Raw genomic sequence first — 14118 nt, 5'->3', positions numbered from 1 at the left:
ACCGACAGAGGTGTCGGTGGCCTGTCGGCGCGTTGTCGGCGACCGACCGGTCCCCTCCGCCGCGACGGCGGTCAACCCACGCGGCGGCCACCGGCGGCGCCGGACCGGCCCCCAGGTCGGCACGGCACCGCCGGACAACGCCTTGGGGGCTGAGCACCGCTGCGGCGGAAGGAAAGTGCCCGCCGCGGCGGAAGGGGCATGCGGCCGCCCAACGCCCACCGAGCCCGGCCGGCGGGCACACCCCCGGCACCTCTCACCGCCGCAACGGCGAACAACCGACCGGCGGCCACCGGCGGCGCCGGACCGGCCCCCAGCCGGGCACGGCACCGCCGGACAGCCCCATCGGGGCTGATCGCCGCCGCGGCGGAAGGCAAGCGCCGGGGCATCCCCGCGGCGGAAGGAAACGCGGCCACCCCGCGCCGTGGAGGCGGCGGGGCCCCACGGCTAGTGGAACGCGTGTTCCGGGGCCGGGTACGCGCCCTCGACCACGTCCTCCGCGAAGGCGCGCGCCGCCCCGCCGAGGACCTCCCGCAGCTGGGCGTACTGCTTCACGAAGCGCGGCAGGCGCCCCGGGGTCATGCCGGCCATGTCCGTCCACACCAGCACCTGCGCGTCGCACTCCGAGCCCGCGCCGATGCCGACGGTCGGGATGTGCAGCGTGCGCGTGACCTCGGCGGCCAGCTCGGCCGGGACGAGCTCCAGGACGACGGAGAAGGCGCCCGCGCCCTGCACGGCCTTGGCGTCGCGCAGCAGCTGCTGCGCGGCTTCCTCGCCGCGGCCCTGCACGGGGTAGCCGCCGAAGGCGTTGACGGACTGGGGGGTGAGGCCGATGTGGGCCATCACCGGGATGCCGGCGTCGACCAGCAGCTTGATCGCCTCGGCGGACCGCTCGCCGCCCTCCAGCTTGACCGCCTGCGCACCGGTCTCCTTGATCAGCCGCGTGGCGCTGCGGAGCGCCTGGACCGGGCCTTCCTGGTAGGAGCCGAAGGGCAGGTCGGCGACGATCAGGGCGCGCTTGGTGCCGCGTACGACGGCGGCGGAGAGGACGGCTATCTCGTCCATGGTGACGGGCACGGTGGACTCGTAGCCGAGGTGGCAGTTGCCCATGGAGTCGCCGACGAGGAGGACGGGGATGCCGGCCTCGTCGAAGACGGAGGCGGTCATCGCGTCGTAGGCGGTGAGCATGGGCCACTTCTCGCCGCGCGCCTTGGCGGCGGCGATGTCGCGGACGGTGATGCGCCGGGAGCTCGTGCCCCCGTACAGCGCCTTGGGATCGCGGCTGCTGTCCGAGGCGTTCTGGGCAGGCGTCGTCGTCATGGCGGTGTGCTCCTGTGATGTGTCGTCTCGAGGCGCCCTGACGGCGTCCCCGGATCGTCTCCATGCTGACACGCCGCCTGCGGACGGGGAAGGGACCCCCCGCGCACACGCGTTCGCCGGATCCGGGTAAAGGTTTTCAATACGAGACGGACCCGTATCGAAAAAAGATCTAGGCTGGTCGGCATGGCTACCGATCCCTCCGGCGCCCCGGGCGCCGCCCCGCCCCGGAGAGTCCCCGAGGCGGTCCACCGCAGACGCTGGGCGATCCTGGCCGTCCTGCTGCTCAGCCTGCTCATCGTGGTGCTGGACAACTCGATCCTGAACGTGGCGATGAAGACGATCGCCACCCCCGCCCCCACGGGCCTCGGCGCCACGCAGAGCGAGCTGGAGTGGGCCATAAACTCCTACACCCTCGTCTTCGCCGGGATCCTGTTCACGGCGGGCGTGCTGGGCGACCGGCTCGGCCGCAAGAAGGTCCTGCTCTTCGGCATGGCCGTCTTCGGCGTCGGGTCCGTGCTCTCGGCGCTCTCCGGCTCGCCCCACGAGCTGATCGCCTTCCGCGCGGTCATGGGCTTCGGCGGCGCGTTCGTCATGCCCGCCACGCTCGCGATCATCGTGAACGTCTTCGAGCGCGAGGAGCAGCCCAAGGCCATCGGCATCTGGGCGGGCGCCGTCGGCCTGGCCGTCGCGATAGGCCCGATCACGGGCGGCATCCTGCTCGACCACTTCTGGTGGGGCTCGGTCTTCCTCGTGAACGTGCCCATCGTGATCACCGCTGTGATCGCGATGTCCCTGCTGGTCCCCGACTCCAAGGACCCGAAGCCGGGCCGTCTGGACCCGCTCGGCGTAGTGCTCTCCGTCGCGGGCCTGGTCCTGCTGGTGTACGGCATCATCAAGGGCGGCCAGCTCGCCGACTTCACCGATCCCGAGGTCTACGGCACGGCCGGCGGTGGCCTGCTGATCCTGGCCCTCTTCGTCCTGCACGAGCGGCGCTCCGGGCACCCCGCGCTCGACGTGCGCTGGTTCCGCAAGCCGGCGTTCTCCGCCGCGGTCTCCTCCATCGCGCTGGTCTTCTTCGCCCTCATGGGCGTCACGTTCTTCACCGTCTTCTACACGCAGAGCGTGCGGGGCTTCACCCCGCTGCAGAGCGGGCTGCTGATGCTGCCGCTGGCGGCGGCCCACATGTTCTTCGCCGTGCGCGTCCGCCGCGTGGTCGCGAAGCTCGGCGTGCGCGTCGTCTGCACGGGCGGCATGGTGATGGTCGCCGCGACCATGGCCGGCTTCCTGCTGCTCGACCAGGACACCCCGGTGTGGGTGCTGGAGGTGCTGCTGTTCTTCCAGGGCGCCTCGATGGCGCACATCATGCCGCCCGCCACCGTCTCGATCATGCAGTCGCTGCCGCGCGACAAGGCCGGCTCGGGCTCGGCGGTGAACAACACCTTCCGGCAGCTCGGCGGGGCGCTCGGCATCGCCGTGCTCGGCTCCGTGCTGTCCACGACGTACCGCGACGGGATCTCCGCCCGGCTCGACGCCCTGCCCGGCCTGAGCGAGGAGGCCCGGCACGCGGCGGGCGAGTCCATCGAGGCCACGCTGAACGCGGCGGCCCGGCTCGGCCCGCAGGGCAAGGAGCTCATCGGCCCGGCCGACGACGCGTTCGTCCACGCCATGCACGTCACCGTCCTGTGCGCCAGCTCGTCGGCGCTGCTCGGCGCGGTCGTGGTGGCGCTGTTCCTGCCCAAGCGGGGGGCGGCGCGCCCGGCGGCGGGGGCGGCGCGGCCGGACGGCCAGAAGGAGCAGGCGGGGGCGGGAGCATGACGGAGACCACAGCGACCGCTGCGGCAGCGGCCCCGCCCGCGGCCGCCGAGCGGCGCGGCCGGCCCCGTAACGCCGCCGTCGGCACCGCCGTCGTCGAGACCGTCCTGCGCCTCCTCGAAGAGGGCGTCCCCCTCGGCGAACTGTCGATGGAGCGCATCGCGCGCGAGGCCGGCGTCGGCAAGGCCACGGTCTACCGCCGCTGGGCCGGCAAGGAGGCGCTGATGCTCGACGTCATGCGCTCCCTGGAGGACGCCGCCCCCGAGCTCGCCGGGGAGTCCGTCCGCGACGACCTCGTGACGCTGCTGGAGACGCTGCGCCGGCGCGGGCTGGCCAAGCGCTCCTCCGCCGTCCTGCGCACGGTCCTCGCCCAGGTCAAGGCCCATCCCGAGCTCTGGCGGGAGTACCACGAGAAGGTCGTCAGGGTCCGCCGCGAGGCGGTCCACGCCGTCCTGCGGCGCGGCGCGGCCACCGGCGAGCTCCGCTCCGACCTCGACGTCGAGCTGATGGGCGACCTCATCGTCAGCCCCATGCTGTCGCGGGCGATGTTCCACGACCGGGCGGAGCTGCCGGAGGACCTCCCCGGGAAGATCGTCGACGCGGTGCTGGAGGGCGTGCGTCCGCGCTGAGCGGACGTCCGCTCGTGCCCCGCCGGCACCTCGCCGCGCCGCAGCCTGCGAATATGCCCGTTCTGTCACAGCACGCCCTATGGATCTCCGGGCCGGAACCCCGTTCCGCCGGGGCGTCGTCCTCCCTTGCGACACCCCCTCCAGGGGTGCCCGGCAAGAAGCGGAAGCGGCGCATGCCGCGCCCACTCGGTGATCACCTATCGTCTGGTGGGCGGGGCCGCAGCGGATGAAGAGTTGAGGACGACGGATGGCGCAGGCGTACATGCAGGAGACGGGCCGAGACGGGACCGGTCCGGAGCGGACCGGATCCGGGGCCCGGCGCCTCATGGACCAGTGGCGGGACCGCAACGTCTGGCGGCGCGGCGTCGTCCTCGCCGTCCTCGCCGCCCTGCTGGGGCTGCTGATGCTCCTGCACACCCAGCTCCCCAACAGGATCGGCAACCTCGGCAGCCTGACCGAGACCTTCCTGCCCTGGCTCGGCCTCGCGATACCGGTCCTGTTCGTCCTCGCGCTGGTGCGCCGCTCGGCGACCGCGCTCGTCGCGCTGCTGCTCCCGGTCGTCACGTGGGTGAACCTCTTCGGCGGCCTGCTGAGCGACAAGACCGGCAAGGGCGGCAACTTCACGGTCGCCACGCACAACGTGAACGCCGAGAACCCCGACCCCGCCTCGACCGCGCGGGCCGTCGCCGCCTCCGGCGCCGACGTGGTGGCCCTGGAGGAGCTCACCAACACCTCGCGCTACGAGAAGGCGCTCGCGGGCACGTACAAGTACCACTCCGTGCAGGGCACGGTCGGCATCTGGAGCAAGTACCCGCTGGAGCTGGTGCAGCCCGTCGACATCCGGCTCGGCTGGGTGCGGGCCCTGCGCGCCACCGTCCGCACGCCCCAGGGGCCGGTGGCCGTGTACGTCGCGCACCTGCCGTCGGTGCGCGTGAAGTTCAACGCCGGCTTCACCGCCGGGCAGCGCGACCGCAGCGCCGAGGCGCTCGGCCGGGCCATCGCCCAGGAGCCGGAGAAGCGCGTCGTCCTCCTCGGTGACCTCAACGGCACCATGAACGACCGCTCCCTCGCCCCCGTCACCTCGCAGCTGCGGTCCGCCCAGGGCGCCGCGGGCGACGGCTTCGGCTTCAGCTGGCCGGCGAGCTTCCCGATGGCCCGGATCGACCAGATCATGGTGCGCGGGATGGACCCCGTCTCGGCGTGGACGCTGCCGGCGACGAAGAGCGACCACCTGCCGGTGGCGGCCCGCGTCAAGATCTGACCCTCCCCTTCCCCCGTCTCGCCGGCCGGGGAGCGGCTACTTCATGAGCCACTCCCTGGCCAGCAGCATGACCTCCTGGCGGCTGCGGCCCCCGTGGTCGGCGGCGATGAAGCGGGTGCCGATCCGCGACGAGAAGGTGAGCAGGGCGCGCACCTCGACCTCGTCCTCGTCGGCGCAGAACGAGCGGTACAGCGAGCGCAGGTAGTCCATGCGCCGGTTGTCGACGCGCCGGAGCCGCTCCGCGACGGCCTCGTCGCGCCGGGCCCAGTCGCGGACCGCGAGCTCGGCCGTCACGCTGATCACCGACCCGTCGGAGGCGGCCGCGACGATCGCGAACAGCCGCGCCAGCCGGGCCCGGGCGTCTCCCCCGCCGTCCTCGGCCTGCTCGATCACCGCCTCCGTGACCTCGCGCTCCCACGTGTCGAGCATCTCCGCGAGCAGCGCGTCCCGGTTGCGGAAGTAGCCGTAGAAGCCGCCCTTGCTGACGCCGAGGGCCTGGGCGAGCGACTCGATCCGGACGGCCTCGGGGCCGCCCGCCGCGAGCGCCCGCAGCCCCTCTTCGATCCACTTGTCGCGAGGCGTGCGAATGGCGCCCATGACTGTGTCTCCCCTCACGTGACACCCATCTATACGGCACCGTATAGACGGGTCTACCTTTGATCTATACGGCATCGTATAGATCGTATGGATGGGGGACGACGACCATGAGGCTGCCGGTCACCGCGCACACCACCCGGCCCTGGCGGATCCACGAGATCGCCTACGACTTCCGCGTGGAGGACGTCTGGGAGCTCCCGACGCCGGGCGGTCCGGACGACCTCGCGCACCTGGTCACACAGTTCACGACCGGCACGGGGGACTACGTCGACTCCCCCGTGGCGCGCACGCTCTTCGCCATCCGCTGGAAGCTCGGGGCGCTCCTCGGCTGGGACAAGCCCGGCACCGGCGTGGGCGACCGGCAGCCCGGGCTGCGGGACCGGCTCCCCGCGGACCTCCGCGACGCCCCCCGGGCACCCGACTTCCGCAAGTTCACGTCCGTCTACCAGACGCACGACGAGTGGGCGGCCGAGATGTCCAACGAGACCTGCCGCGGGGTGCTGCACCTCGGCTGGGTCCCGGACGCGGACGGGAACGGGGGCTACCACGCGCAGATGGCCGTCCTGGTGAAGCCGAACGGCCTGTTCGGCGCCGTGTACATGGCGGGCATCAAGGCCTTCCGGTACGTGGGGGTGTATCCGGCGCTGCTCCGGATGATCGGACGCGGGTGGGAGGAGAGCGCGGGCGAGAGGAGCGCGAGCCGAGGAGCGTGATCCGGGAGCGCGGCCGGGGCAGCGGGAACGGGTGCGCCGGAGCCATCCCGTAGGCTGGACGGCTTGCCCCGCACCCCCGTTCGAAAGGCCTCCTCATGCCCGTGGCGCTGCTGGCGCTCGCCGTCTCGGCCTTCGGCATAGGGACGACCGAGTTCGTGATGATGGGCCTCCTGCCCAACGTCGCCGACGACCTGGGGACCTCCGTCCCCACCGCCGGCTACCTCGTCTCCGCCTACGCCCTGGGCGTCGTCTTCGGCGCCCCGCTGCTCACCGCGCTCGGCTCGCGCATCCCCCGCAAGCGGATGCTGATCCTGCTCATGGGCGTCTTCACGCTCGGGAACCTGGCCTCGGCGCTCGCCCCCACCTTCGGGACGCTCGTCGCGGGCCGGGTCCTGGCCGGGCTGCCGCACGGCGCGTTCTTCGGCGTGGGCTCCGTGGTCGCCGCCCGCCTCGCGGGCGAGGGGCGGCAGGCGCGGGCCGTCGCCATGATGTTCCTCGGCCTGACCGTCGCCAACATCGTCGGCGTCCCGGCCGCGACGCTGCTGGGCCAGCACCTGGGGTGGCGCGCGACGTTCCTCGTCGTGACCGGCATCGGCCTCGCCGCCATGGCCGCACTGGCCCGGCTGATCCCCGACCTGCCGCACGAGCAGGGCGCGGGCCTGGGCCGCGAGCTGCGCGCGCTCGGCGGCCGCCAGGTGCTGCTCGGCCTGCTGACCACCGTCTTCGGCTTCGCCGGCGTCTTCGCCGTCTACAGCTACCTGTCGGCGATGGCCGTCGAGGTCACGGGCTTCTCCGAAACCTCCGTGACCTTCGTGCTGGCCCTGTTCGGCACCGGCATGACCCTGGGCGTCCTGGCCGCGGGCCCGTTGACCGACCGGGCGCTGCGCCCCACGCTCTACGGGGCCCTGGCCGGGCTCGCGGCGGTCCTGGTCCTCTTCGACTTCACGGTGCACGTGAAGTGGGCCGCACTGGCGACCGTCGTCCTGATCGGAGCCGCCGGCTCCATGACCAGCACCCCCCTGCAGATGCTGATCATGAACAAGGCCAAGTCCGCCCCCACCCTCGCCGCCGCCTCCAACCACTCCGCGTTCAACCTCGCCAACGCGGGCGGCGCGTGGCTGGGCGGCGTCGCCATCGCCGCAGGCTGGGGCTGGACGTCCCCCACCCTCGTCGGCGCGGCCCTCGCCGCGGCGGGCCTGCTGTGCGCGGTGGTGTCGGGAGCGCTCGACCGCGACGGCGCGGAGCCGTCGAAGGTGGTCGCCGGCGGCGAGACGAACCGGGCTCCGGCCCCGGACCGGGTGGCGTAGAGACCCCGCTCTGCCGTCGGCGAATCTGCCGGGGGCAGAGAAAGCTGCCGGGGCGATGCCGGTGGCCGGAGAGTGGGAGGACAGCGTCCACCGCTCCCCGGCCCAGGAGGTCCCATGTCCCCACTCGCCCTCGAACCCCGCGCCACCGACGGCGACCCGTCACCGGCGGCGACCCGCTTCGACGACCACCTCGCCTCGCTGCTCCTCATGCAGCGCATCGTCGTCCTCGGCACGGAGGTCAACGAGGTCTCCGCCAACCGCGTCTGCGCGCAGCTGCTCCTCCTCTCCGCCGAGGACCCCCGCACCGACATCGCCCTCTACATCAACAGCCCGGGCGGCTCCGTCACGGCCGGGCTCGCGATCTACGACACGATGCGGCTCATCCCCAACGACGTCTCCACCCTCGCCATGGGATTCGCCGCCAGCATGGGCCAGTTCCTCCTCACCGTCGGCACGCCCGGCAAGCGTTACGCCCTCCCCAACGCGCGGATCATGATGCACCAGCCGTCCGCCGGCATCGGCGGCACCGTCGCCGACATCGCCATCCAGGCGGAGAACCTCGAATTCACGAAGAAGACCGTCGAGCGCCTCCTCTCCGAGCACACCGGCCAGACCCACGAGACCATCTCCCGCGACAGCGACCGCGACCGGTGGTTCACCGCCCAGCAAGCACTGGAGTACGGCATGGTCGACCGCGTCGTCACGTCCCTCGACGACGTCCGCCCGGCCGGCACGAAGCGACGCATCGGACTCTGAGGGTCTGAGGAACTGAGGAACCGACACCATGAGCCAGTACACGATCCCGACCGTGGTCGAGCGCACCCCCAACGGAGAGCGCGCCTTCGACGTCTACAGCCGGCTGCTGTCCGAGCGCATCATCTTCCTCGGCACGGAGATCGACGACGGCGTCGCCAACGTCGTCATCGCCCAGCTCCTGCACCTCGAATCGTCCAGCCCGGACTCCGAGATCTCCCTCTACATCAACTCGCCGGGCGGATCCTTCACTTCCCTCATGGCCATCTACGACACCATGACGTTCGTCCAGGCCCCCATCTCGACGTTCTGCGTCGGCCAGGCCGCCTCCACCGCGGCCGTCCTCCTCGCCGGAGGCGACCCGGGACGGCGCTTCGTCCTCGAACACGCGCGGATCCTGCTCGGCCAGCCGGCGAGCGGTGGCCGCCAGGGGACCGTCTCGGACCTCGCGCTCCAGGCGAAGGAAATGCTCCGGATCCGCTCGGAAGTGGAAGAGGTCCTCTCCCGGCACACCGGCCACGACGTCGCGTCCCTCCGCGCGGACATGGACCGCGACAAGATCTTCACCGCGCGGGAGGCCGTGGCCTACGGGCTCGCCGACGAGGTCCTGAGCCGCAGGGCGCTGTCGATACCGGCTGCCGCCTGAGGACGGAGGCGGCTGCACCACGGGGGTGTGCGGCCGCCTTTGCCTTGTCAGGCCGCGAGGCGCACTTCGCCCTGGCGGGCGGGTTGTGCGTGGGCGGGCTGTACGTGCTGTACGTGGGTGTACGTACGGCTGGCCAGCCGGATGAGCTCCTTGTGTACGAGAACGAGGAGTTCGGCCAGGCTGAGGCCGAGCGCCTGCGCGGCGGCCGCGAGCACTTCGGACGACGCCTCCTTGCGCCCGCGCTCCACCTCGGAGAGGTACGGCATGGAGATCCGCCCCGCGTCGGCCACGTCCTTGAGCGTCCGCTTCTGCGCCAGCCGCTCACGACGGAGGACGTCTCCGACGACGTCCCGCCAGAGGGGTTCCCTGGAGAGGGGCTCCCCGGCGGGGCGCAGGGGGATGACGCGGGCGGCGGCCGCGGCTGTCTTGGGCGCTTGGCTGGTCACCGTCCCAGCGTAGAAGGGCGGCAGCGGTTCAGGGGCGTTGAGCCGTTCTGCCGCCCGCGAAATATTCTTGCGCCGGTAAGAACCCACCGACCGCAGGAGACTGGCTGTGATTCTTGAGATCCGCACGTACCGGCTGAAGCCCGGCACCGGCGACGAGTTCGTTCGCGTGATGCGGGAGGAGTCGGTTCCGTTGCTGGAGAAGGCCGGAATCCGGGTGGTGGACTGCGGGGCTTCCCTGGTGGCCGAGGACGGACACGAAGAGGCGTACCTGATCCGCGCGTTCGCCTCGCTTGAGGAGCACCGCGGACAGGAAGAGGCGTTCTACTCCAGTGACGCCTGGCGACAAGGGCCCCGCGAGGCCATCGTGTCCCGGATCGACAGCTCCCACACCATCGTTCTCGACGTGCCGGAGGAGGCGGCGGAGGCGTTCCGGCGTGGGTAGCAGGCCTCCGGCCGCCAGCTCATTCTGACCCGCAGTCACACCACGGATGTGAAGGCGACGAAGTGGGCCCAGGCGGCCGCCGGAACGGCCAGTTGGGGGCCCTGTGGGCGCTTCGAGTCCCTTATGTGGACAGCTTGGGAGACGGCGGCCACTTCGACGCAGTCGCCAGCTGTCGTCCCACTGTGGCTGGACTTACGCCACGAGCAGGCGACTTCGACACAGTCGCCTCCCGCGGTTCCGCTGTAGCTGGACTTGCGCCAGGAAAGGGCCACCTCAACGCACTCGCCCCCATCGCCCTGGCTGTAGCTGGACTTGAACCATATGAGGCCGTCGCTGTTCATAGCTCTTCCGCCAACCTTCTAATGAACCGTGCCGAGTCGTCGGGGTCGAGGGCGCACTGGGCGATCATGACATGGCTCTGCACAAGGGCGTTGACCTTCTCAGGGCTGGAATGCAGCGTGCTGCTCGTCGGACCCTCTTCGTACGCGTACCGCTCGTGCGTCGGTGACTCCAGGAGGACGAACGGCCCATTGATCCCCGGGTTGGCGCCCTCGGTCGGCAGGACCTGAATGACGACGTTGCGCTGTCGCCCCACTTCCAGCAGGTGGAGGAGCTGCCGCTTGTGCGCCTCGCGACAGCCGAGAGTGTTACGGAGCGCCGCCTCACCGATGGCGAAGGTGAACGCCTTGGTCTGCGTCGCCATAATTGCCTGCCGCGCCAGACGGGCCTTTACGCGTTCTTCGACCGTCTCGTCGTCCAGCGGCGGCCAGTGCACGTCGAAGAGCCGTCGCATCGTCTCCTCTGTCTGCAACAGCCCGGGGATCAGCAGTGGCTGATACGAGGTCAGCGCAACCGCCTCCGCCTCGTACCGCATGAAGTCCTTGGCGTACGGCACGAACGGATCCGGCTGCAGGTATTCCTGCGTCGCGATCAGCTTCCCCCGTGCCCCGCACATCTGGTCGGCGACCTCCAGGAACCGCGGCGTGGGGCGCCGCCGCCCCTGCTCCATGGACTTGACCGTCTCCTCTCCGTACCCCGCCTCGCGGCCCAGCTCCTCACGTGTGACACCCGCATCCGTGCGCCACAGCTTGACCTGGTTGCCGCAGAGCCGCCAAGACATCGGCGGCTGAGAAAGCGAACTCACGATTCCCCGCCCCTTCCCGTACCTCGTCCGTATCAACGGACGCTACGGCGGACAAGGCCGGTACAAGCCGGGTTCGAACCCGCATCCCACGTGTGAGTGAACGATCGCTACGGTGACGCCCATGGCCGACCGCCGCGCTCTCCCCGTCCCCGTCCCGGGCGTCCGCGCCCGCGTGACGTTGAACATCGGCGGCTGCGGGCCGTACGCGCACATCGTCGCGGACTTCGAGCCGCCGGGGCCCGGCGGCGAAGGCGGCGGGGCGCTGGAGCTGATCAGCATCGTGCCGAAGCGGCGGCTGCCCAAGGCGATGCTTCCTGCTTTGCGGGAGGGGCTGTTGGAGGGGCTCGGCGGGGTGGCGGCGGCCGTGCTCGTCACGGACGGGAGCTTCGACGACGTGAGCTCCTGGGACCTGGGGTACCGCCTGGCCGGGCAGGAAGCGGGCCGCGCCGCGCTCATCGGGGCGGGTCTGCTGCCGCCCGCGGAAGCGGACACGCTGCGCTGGACGACGTGGCCGGGGCGGCCCCGGACGCGACCGAAGCGCCGTCCGCGCTCATATGGGTGAGAACCCCCGTAACCCGCCCTTCCGCCCCCACCCCTGCGGAAGGCTCGCCGTATGGACGCCGTACGGGTCGCACTGCTGAGGGAAGTGCTCGCCGGGACCGAGTGGTTGCAGGACACGCGCCGGTTCGCCGGGGCGTTGCGGGCCTCGGTGGCGCGGCGGCACGGGGGGCTGTTGCTGGTGGGGACGGAGGGGTACGAGCCGTGGCATCTCGCGGCGCATCTGGATGACGAGGCCGCCTGGTCAGGGCTGCCGGAGCTGTCGCCGACGCTCGTGCGGCACCGGGTGCCGCCGGGTGTCCCCGCGCACCTGTCCGTCGGCCTGGGCAGGCTGGAGGCCGCACGGCGGGGCGAAACCCTCCTCGTGGTGACCGCGGACGAGCCGGGGGACGGCCTGCTGGAGCGGGTTCACGACGCGCGGCGGGGCGGGGCGACCGTGCTGTCGCTGGACGGGGCGCCCGCGGAGGCCGGTGCGGAGCTGCGCGCGCTCGCGCACGACCGGCTGGCCGTGCCGCCGCCCGCGCCGTGTTCGACGAGGACGGAGCTCGATCTGGACACCGTGCAGCACCTGGTCAGCGCGGCCGCCGGGGAGAACGGACTGCCCGCGCCGCGCGGTGGGCGGCGGCGGTTCCGGGACCGGCTGGCGCGGCTGGCCGATCAGCTGACGGCGCCGCCTCCGCCGCGCTGGTAGGCGCGTCGAGCGAAGGCTTTGGTTCGAAAAAGCGTTTGCTGCCGATCTTCCGCTTATGGACCATGGTCTTCCGTGACTGCGCAAGACCCCCCTCCCCCCTCTTCTTCCTCTTCCCGGCGGCTCCGTGCCCTGCTGCCCGATCTGACGCCGTGGCACTCCTCGCGTGACTTCCGCCGCATGTGGGTGGCGGGTCTCGTGACCGTCTTCGGCACGTTCCTGACGTTCATCGCCGTGCCGCTGCAGCTCAAGGAGCTGACCGGGTCGGCTCTGGCCGTCGGCGCGGTCGGGGTGGTCGAGCTGGTCCCGCTGGTGGTCTTCGGGCTGTACGGGGGCGCGCTCGCCGACGCCCTCGACCGGCGCAAGCTGATCCTGTGGACGGAGGCCGGTCTCGGCGTCCTCTCCGCGCTCCTGCTGCTGAACACGCTCTTGCCGCGCCCCATGCTGTGGCCGCTGTACGTGGTCGCGGCGCTGGTCAGCGCGCTGAGCGGGCTGCAGCGACCGGCTCTGCAGGCAATCGTGCCGCGCGTCGTCGCGCACGACCAGCTGCCCGCGGCGATCGCGCTGAACTCGATGCGCTGGCAGGTCGGTGCGATCGCCGGCCCGTCCCTCGCCGGCGTGCTGATCGCGTTCGCGGGCCTGCAGTGGGCGTACGCGCTGGACGTCGTCTCGTACGCGGTCTCCGCCGTGCTGCTCTTCGGGCTGGCCCCCTCCCCCGCCTCGCGCGAGGCCGACAAGCCGTCGCTGCGCGGCATCCTGGAGGGCGCGCAGTACGCGTGGAGCCGCAAGGAGCTGCTCGGCACGTACGTGATCGACATGGCGGCGATGCTGTTCGCCTTCCCGACGGCGATCTTCCCGTTCCTGGCCGACGATCTGGACGCGCCGTGGGCGCTGGGCCTGATGTACGCGGCGGGCGCGGTGGGATCTCTCGTCGTGAGCCTGACCAGCGGCTGGGCGTCGCGGGTGCACCGGCACGGCCGGATGGTCGTCTACGCGGCGCTGGGCTGGGGCGCGGCGATGGCCGTCGCGGGCTGGCTGGGCAATGTGTGGCTGGTGCTGCTGTTCCTGGCGGTGGCGGGCGGCTGCGACATGGTGAGCGGTCTGTTCCGCTCGGCGATCTGGGATCAGACGATCCCGGACGAGCTGCGGGGCCGGCTGGCGGGGATCGAGATGCTGTCGTACTCGATCGGGCCGCAGCTGGGCCAGGTCCGGGCGGGCGGCATGGCGTCCCTGACGAACGTGCGGGCCTCGGTGTGGGCCGGCGGGCTGGCGTGCGTGGCGTCGGTGGGGCTGCTGGCCGTGTCGCTGCCGAAGCTGATGTCGTACGACCAGCGGACGGACGAGCACGCGGTACGGATGCGCCGGCTTAAGGCCGCGGACGCGGTGGCTGAGGCGGCTTAGGCACCGCCGGACACGCCCGTGGGGGTTGCTCGCCGTCGCGGCGGGATTTTCTTGCCTGCGGCAAGAAAGGCAGTGGGGTCGAAAGGCCTCGCCTTTCACTCCCGCTGCGACGGCGATCAGCCCCCACCGGGGAGCCCGGCGGTGCCGAACCCCCTCAGCCCGTTTTCGGGTCCTCGCCGGCTTCGCCGACGTCGTCGTTCCAGCGCGGATCCGTCCGCCATTCCTCGTTCCGCTCGCGCGCCGTCTCCATCGCGTGCGAGGCCTCCTCACGCGTGCCGTACGGGCCGAGCCGGTCCGCGGCGCGGCACTCGGGGCCCTCCTCGACCCGGCCGTGCTTCAGGCAGTAGTACCACTCGCCCGGTTTGCCCTCCGGGCGCTTCTTGAACAGGGGCATCGGGATCTCC

At 71.8% G+C, this 14118-nt stretch carries 17 protein-coding genes; 11 read left to right on the top strand and 6 right to left on the bottom strand.

Annotation, left to right across the window (positions count from 1 at the left end; genetic code table 11):
• Positions 1–444 precede the first annotated feature (444 nt).
• Entirely contained in the window at positions 445–1317 is an 873-nt protein-coding gene (gene panB, locus ACOTKD_RS05720; protein WP_424887754.1) for a 3-methyl-2-oxobutanoate hydroxymethyltransferase, read from the bottom strand.
• Positions 1318–1500: 183 nt separating this feature from the next.
• On the opposite strand from panB, the gene ACOTKD_RS05715 reads away from it, so the two are divergent.
• The 3 genes from ACOTKD_RS05715 (at position 1501) to ACOTKD_RS05705 (ending at position 5019) form a co-directional block, all read left to right on the top strand.
• A complete protein-coding gene (locus ACOTKD_RS05715) occupies positions 1501–3132 on the top strand; it encodes an MFS transporter (RefSeq protein WP_424887753.1) in 1632 nt (543 codons plus the stop codon).
• Positions 3129–3758 carry a TetR/AcrR family transcriptional regulator gene (locus ACOTKD_RS05710; protein ID WP_424887752.1) on the top strand — a complete coding sequence of 210 codons (630 nt, stop codon included), beginning with the start codon at positions 3129–3131 and terminating at the stop codon, positions 3756–3758. Before ACOTKD_RS05715 ends, ACOTKD_RS05710 begins: the two co-directional genes overlap by 4 nt.
• A gap of 325 nt (positions 3759–4083) precedes the next feature.
• Positions 4084–5019, top strand: coding sequence for an endonuclease/exonuclease/phosphatase family protein (locus ACOTKD_RS05705; RefSeq protein WP_424887982.1), 936 nt, complete (start codon positions 4084–4086; stop codon positions 5017–5019).
• Between the two features lie 36 nt (positions 5020–5055).
• Here ACOTKD_RS05705 and ACOTKD_RS05700 read toward each other — a convergent pair whose 3' ends face one another.
• On the bottom strand, positions 5056–5616 hold the full coding sequence (locus ACOTKD_RS05700; protein WP_424887751.1) for a TetR/AcrR family transcriptional regulator: 561 nt from the start codon (positions 5614–5616) through the stop codon (positions 5056–5058).
• Positions 5617–5723: 107 nt separating this feature from the next.
• On the opposite strand from ACOTKD_RS05700, the gene ACOTKD_RS05695 reads away from it, so the two are divergent.
• The 4 genes from ACOTKD_RS05695 to ACOTKD_RS05680 all read left to right on the top strand — a co-directional run bounded on the left by ACOTKD_RS05695 (position 5724) and on the right by ACOTKD_RS05680 (position 9035).
• Positions 5724–6329, top strand: coding sequence for a DUF2867 domain-containing protein (locus tag ACOTKD_RS05695; protein WP_424887750.1), 606 nt, complete (start codon positions 5724–5726; stop codon positions 6327–6329).
• Between the two features lie 95 nt (positions 6330–6424).
• Positions 6425–7636 carry an MFS transporter gene (locus tag ACOTKD_RS05690; RefSeq protein WP_424887749.1) on the top strand — a complete coding sequence of 404 codons (1212 nt, stop codon included), beginning with the start codon at positions 6425–6427 and terminating at the stop codon, positions 7634–7636.
• A gap of 114 nt (positions 7637–7750) precedes the next feature.
• On the top strand, positions 7751–8392 hold the full coding sequence (locus ACOTKD_RS05685) for a ClpP family protease (protein ID WP_424887748.1): 642 nt from the start codon (positions 7751–7753) through the stop codon (positions 8390–8392).
• Positions 8393–8420: 28 nt separating this feature from the next.
• Positions 8421–9035, top strand: a complete 615-nt coding sequence (locus ACOTKD_RS05680) for a ClpP family protease (protein ID WP_424887747.1) — start codon at positions 8421–8423, stop codon at positions 9033–9035.
• A 47-nt stretch (positions 9036–9082) separates the two neighbouring features.
• Here ACOTKD_RS05680 and ACOTKD_RS05675 read toward each other — a convergent pair whose 3' ends face one another.
• Positions 9083–9481: a helix-turn-helix domain-containing protein gene (locus tag ACOTKD_RS05675; RefSeq protein ID WP_424887746.1), complete on the bottom strand. Its 399-nt coding sequence runs from the start codon at positions 9479–9481 to the stop codon at positions 9083–9085.
• A 106-nt stretch (positions 9482–9587) separates the two neighbouring features.
• Between ACOTKD_RS05675 and ACOTKD_RS05670 the strand changes: the two genes are divergently transcribed.
• Complete coding sequence (locus ACOTKD_RS05670; RefSeq protein WP_424887745.1) at positions 9588–9923, top strand: NIPSNAP family protein; 336 nt, start codon at positions 9588–9590, stop codon at positions 9921–9923.
• Between the two features lie 35 nt (positions 9924–9958).
• Here the strand turns inward: ACOTKD_RS05670 and ACOTKD_RS05665 are convergent, their stop codons facing one another.
• Both ACOTKD_RS05665 and ACOTKD_RS05660 read right to left on the bottom strand, forming a co-directional pair.
• On the bottom strand, positions 9959–10264 hold the full coding sequence (locus ACOTKD_RS05665; RefSeq protein ID WP_424887744.1) for a DUF397 domain-containing protein: 306 nt from the start codon (positions 10262–10264) through the stop codon (positions 9959–9961).
• Positions 10261–11067 carry a helix-turn-helix domain-containing protein gene (locus ACOTKD_RS05660; RefSeq protein ID WP_424887743.1) on the bottom strand — a complete coding sequence of 269 codons (807 nt, stop codon included), beginning with the start codon at positions 11065–11067 and terminating at the stop codon, positions 10261–10263. The genes ACOTKD_RS05665 and ACOTKD_RS05660 overlap by 4 nt, the downstream gene beginning before the upstream one ends.
• Positions 11068–11188: 121 nt before the next feature.
• On the opposite strand from ACOTKD_RS05660, the gene ACOTKD_RS05655 reads away from it, so the two are divergent.
• From ACOTKD_RS05655 to ACOTKD_RS05645, 3 genes are all read left to right on the top strand, one after another.
• On the top strand, positions 11189–11629 hold the full coding sequence (locus tag ACOTKD_RS05655) for a hypothetical protein (RefSeq protein ID WP_424887742.1): 441 nt from the start codon (positions 11189–11191) through the stop codon (positions 11627–11629).
• Between the two features lie 51 nt (positions 11630–11680).
• Positions 11681–12316, top strand: coding sequence for a hypothetical protein (locus ACOTKD_RS05650; RefSeq protein WP_424887741.1), 636 nt, complete (start codon positions 11681–11683; stop codon positions 12314–12316).
• A gap of 177 nt (positions 12317–12493) precedes the next feature.
• Positions 12494–13714 (top strand): MFS transporter, encoded by a 1221-nt coding sequence (locus ACOTKD_RS05645; RefSeq protein ID WP_424887981.1) that lies wholly within the window; start codon positions 12494–12496, stop codon positions 13712–13714.
• 154 nt (positions 13715–13868) lie between these two features.
• On the opposite strand, the gene ACOTKD_RS05640 is transcribed toward ACOTKD_RS05645, so the two are convergent.
• Positions 13869–14108, bottom strand: coding sequence for a hypothetical protein (locus tag ACOTKD_RS05640; protein ID WP_424887740.1), 240 nt, complete (start codon positions 14106–14108; stop codon positions 13869–13871).
• Positions 14109–14118 lie beyond the last annotated feature (10 nt).

It is taken from the genome of Streptomyces sp. XH2 (assembly GCF_049725035.1).
GTDB lineage: Bacteria > Actinomycetota > Actinomycetes > Streptomycetales > Streptomycetaceae > Streptomyces > Streptomyces roseoverticillatus.
The sequence above is the reverse complement of the archived record's forward strand: the minus strand, read 5'-3'. Positions and strand labels throughout refer to the sequence as shown.

Coding starts and splice junctions, on each gene's coding strand:
- panB (WP_424887754.1), bottom strand. CDS start 1,317: ATGACGACGACGCCTGCCCAGAACGCCTCGGACAGCAGCCGCGATCCC.
- ACOTKD_RS05715 (WP_424887753.1), top strand. CDS start 1,501: ATGGCTACCGATCCCTCCGGCGCCCCGGGCGCCGCCCCGCCCCGGAGA.
- ACOTKD_RS05710 (WP_424887752.1), top strand. CDS start 3,129: ATGACGGAGACCACAGCGACCGCTGCGGCAGCGGCCCCGCCCGCGGCC.
- ACOTKD_RS05705 (WP_424887982.1), top strand. CDS start 4,084: ATGGACCAGTGGCGGGACCGCAACGTCTGGCGGCGCGGCGTCGTCCTC.
- ACOTKD_RS05700 (WP_424887751.1), bottom strand. CDS start 5,616: ATGGGCGCCATTCGCACGCCTCGCGACAAGTGGATCGAAGAGGGGCTG.
- ACOTKD_RS05695 (WP_424887750.1), top strand. CDS start 5,724: ATGAGGCTGCCGGTCACCGCGCACACCACCCGGCCCTGGCGGATCCAC.
- ACOTKD_RS05690 (WP_424887749.1), top strand. CDS start 6,425: ATGCCCGTGGCGCTGCTGGCGCTCGCCGTCTCGGCCTTCGGCATAGGG.
- ACOTKD_RS05685 (WP_424887748.1), top strand. CDS start 7,751: ATGTCCCCACTCGCCCTCGAACCCCGCGCCACCGACGGCGACCCGTCA.
- ACOTKD_RS05680 (WP_424887747.1), top strand. CDS start 8,421: ATGAGCCAGTACACGATCCCGACCGTGGTCGAGCGCACCCCCAACGGA.
- ACOTKD_RS05665 (WP_424887744.1), bottom strand. CDS start 10,264: ATGAACAGCGACGGCCTCATATGGTTCAAGTCCAGCTACAGCCAGGGC.
- ACOTKD_RS05655 (WP_424887742.1), top strand. CDS start 11,189: ATGGCCGACCGCCGCGCTCTCCCCGTCCCCGTCCCGGGCGTCCGCGCC.
- ACOTKD_RS05650 (WP_424887741.1), top strand. CDS start 11,681: ATGGACGCCGTACGGGTCGCACTGCTGAGGGAAGTGCTCGCCGGGACC.
- ACOTKD_RS05645 (WP_424887981.1), top strand. CDS start 12,494: ATGTGGGTGGCGGGTCTCGTGACCGTCTTCGGCACGTTCCTGACGTTC.
- ACOTKD_RS05640 (WP_424887740.1), bottom strand. CDS start 14,108: ATGCCCCTGTTCAAGAAGCGCCCGGAGGGCAAACCGGGCGAGTGGTAC.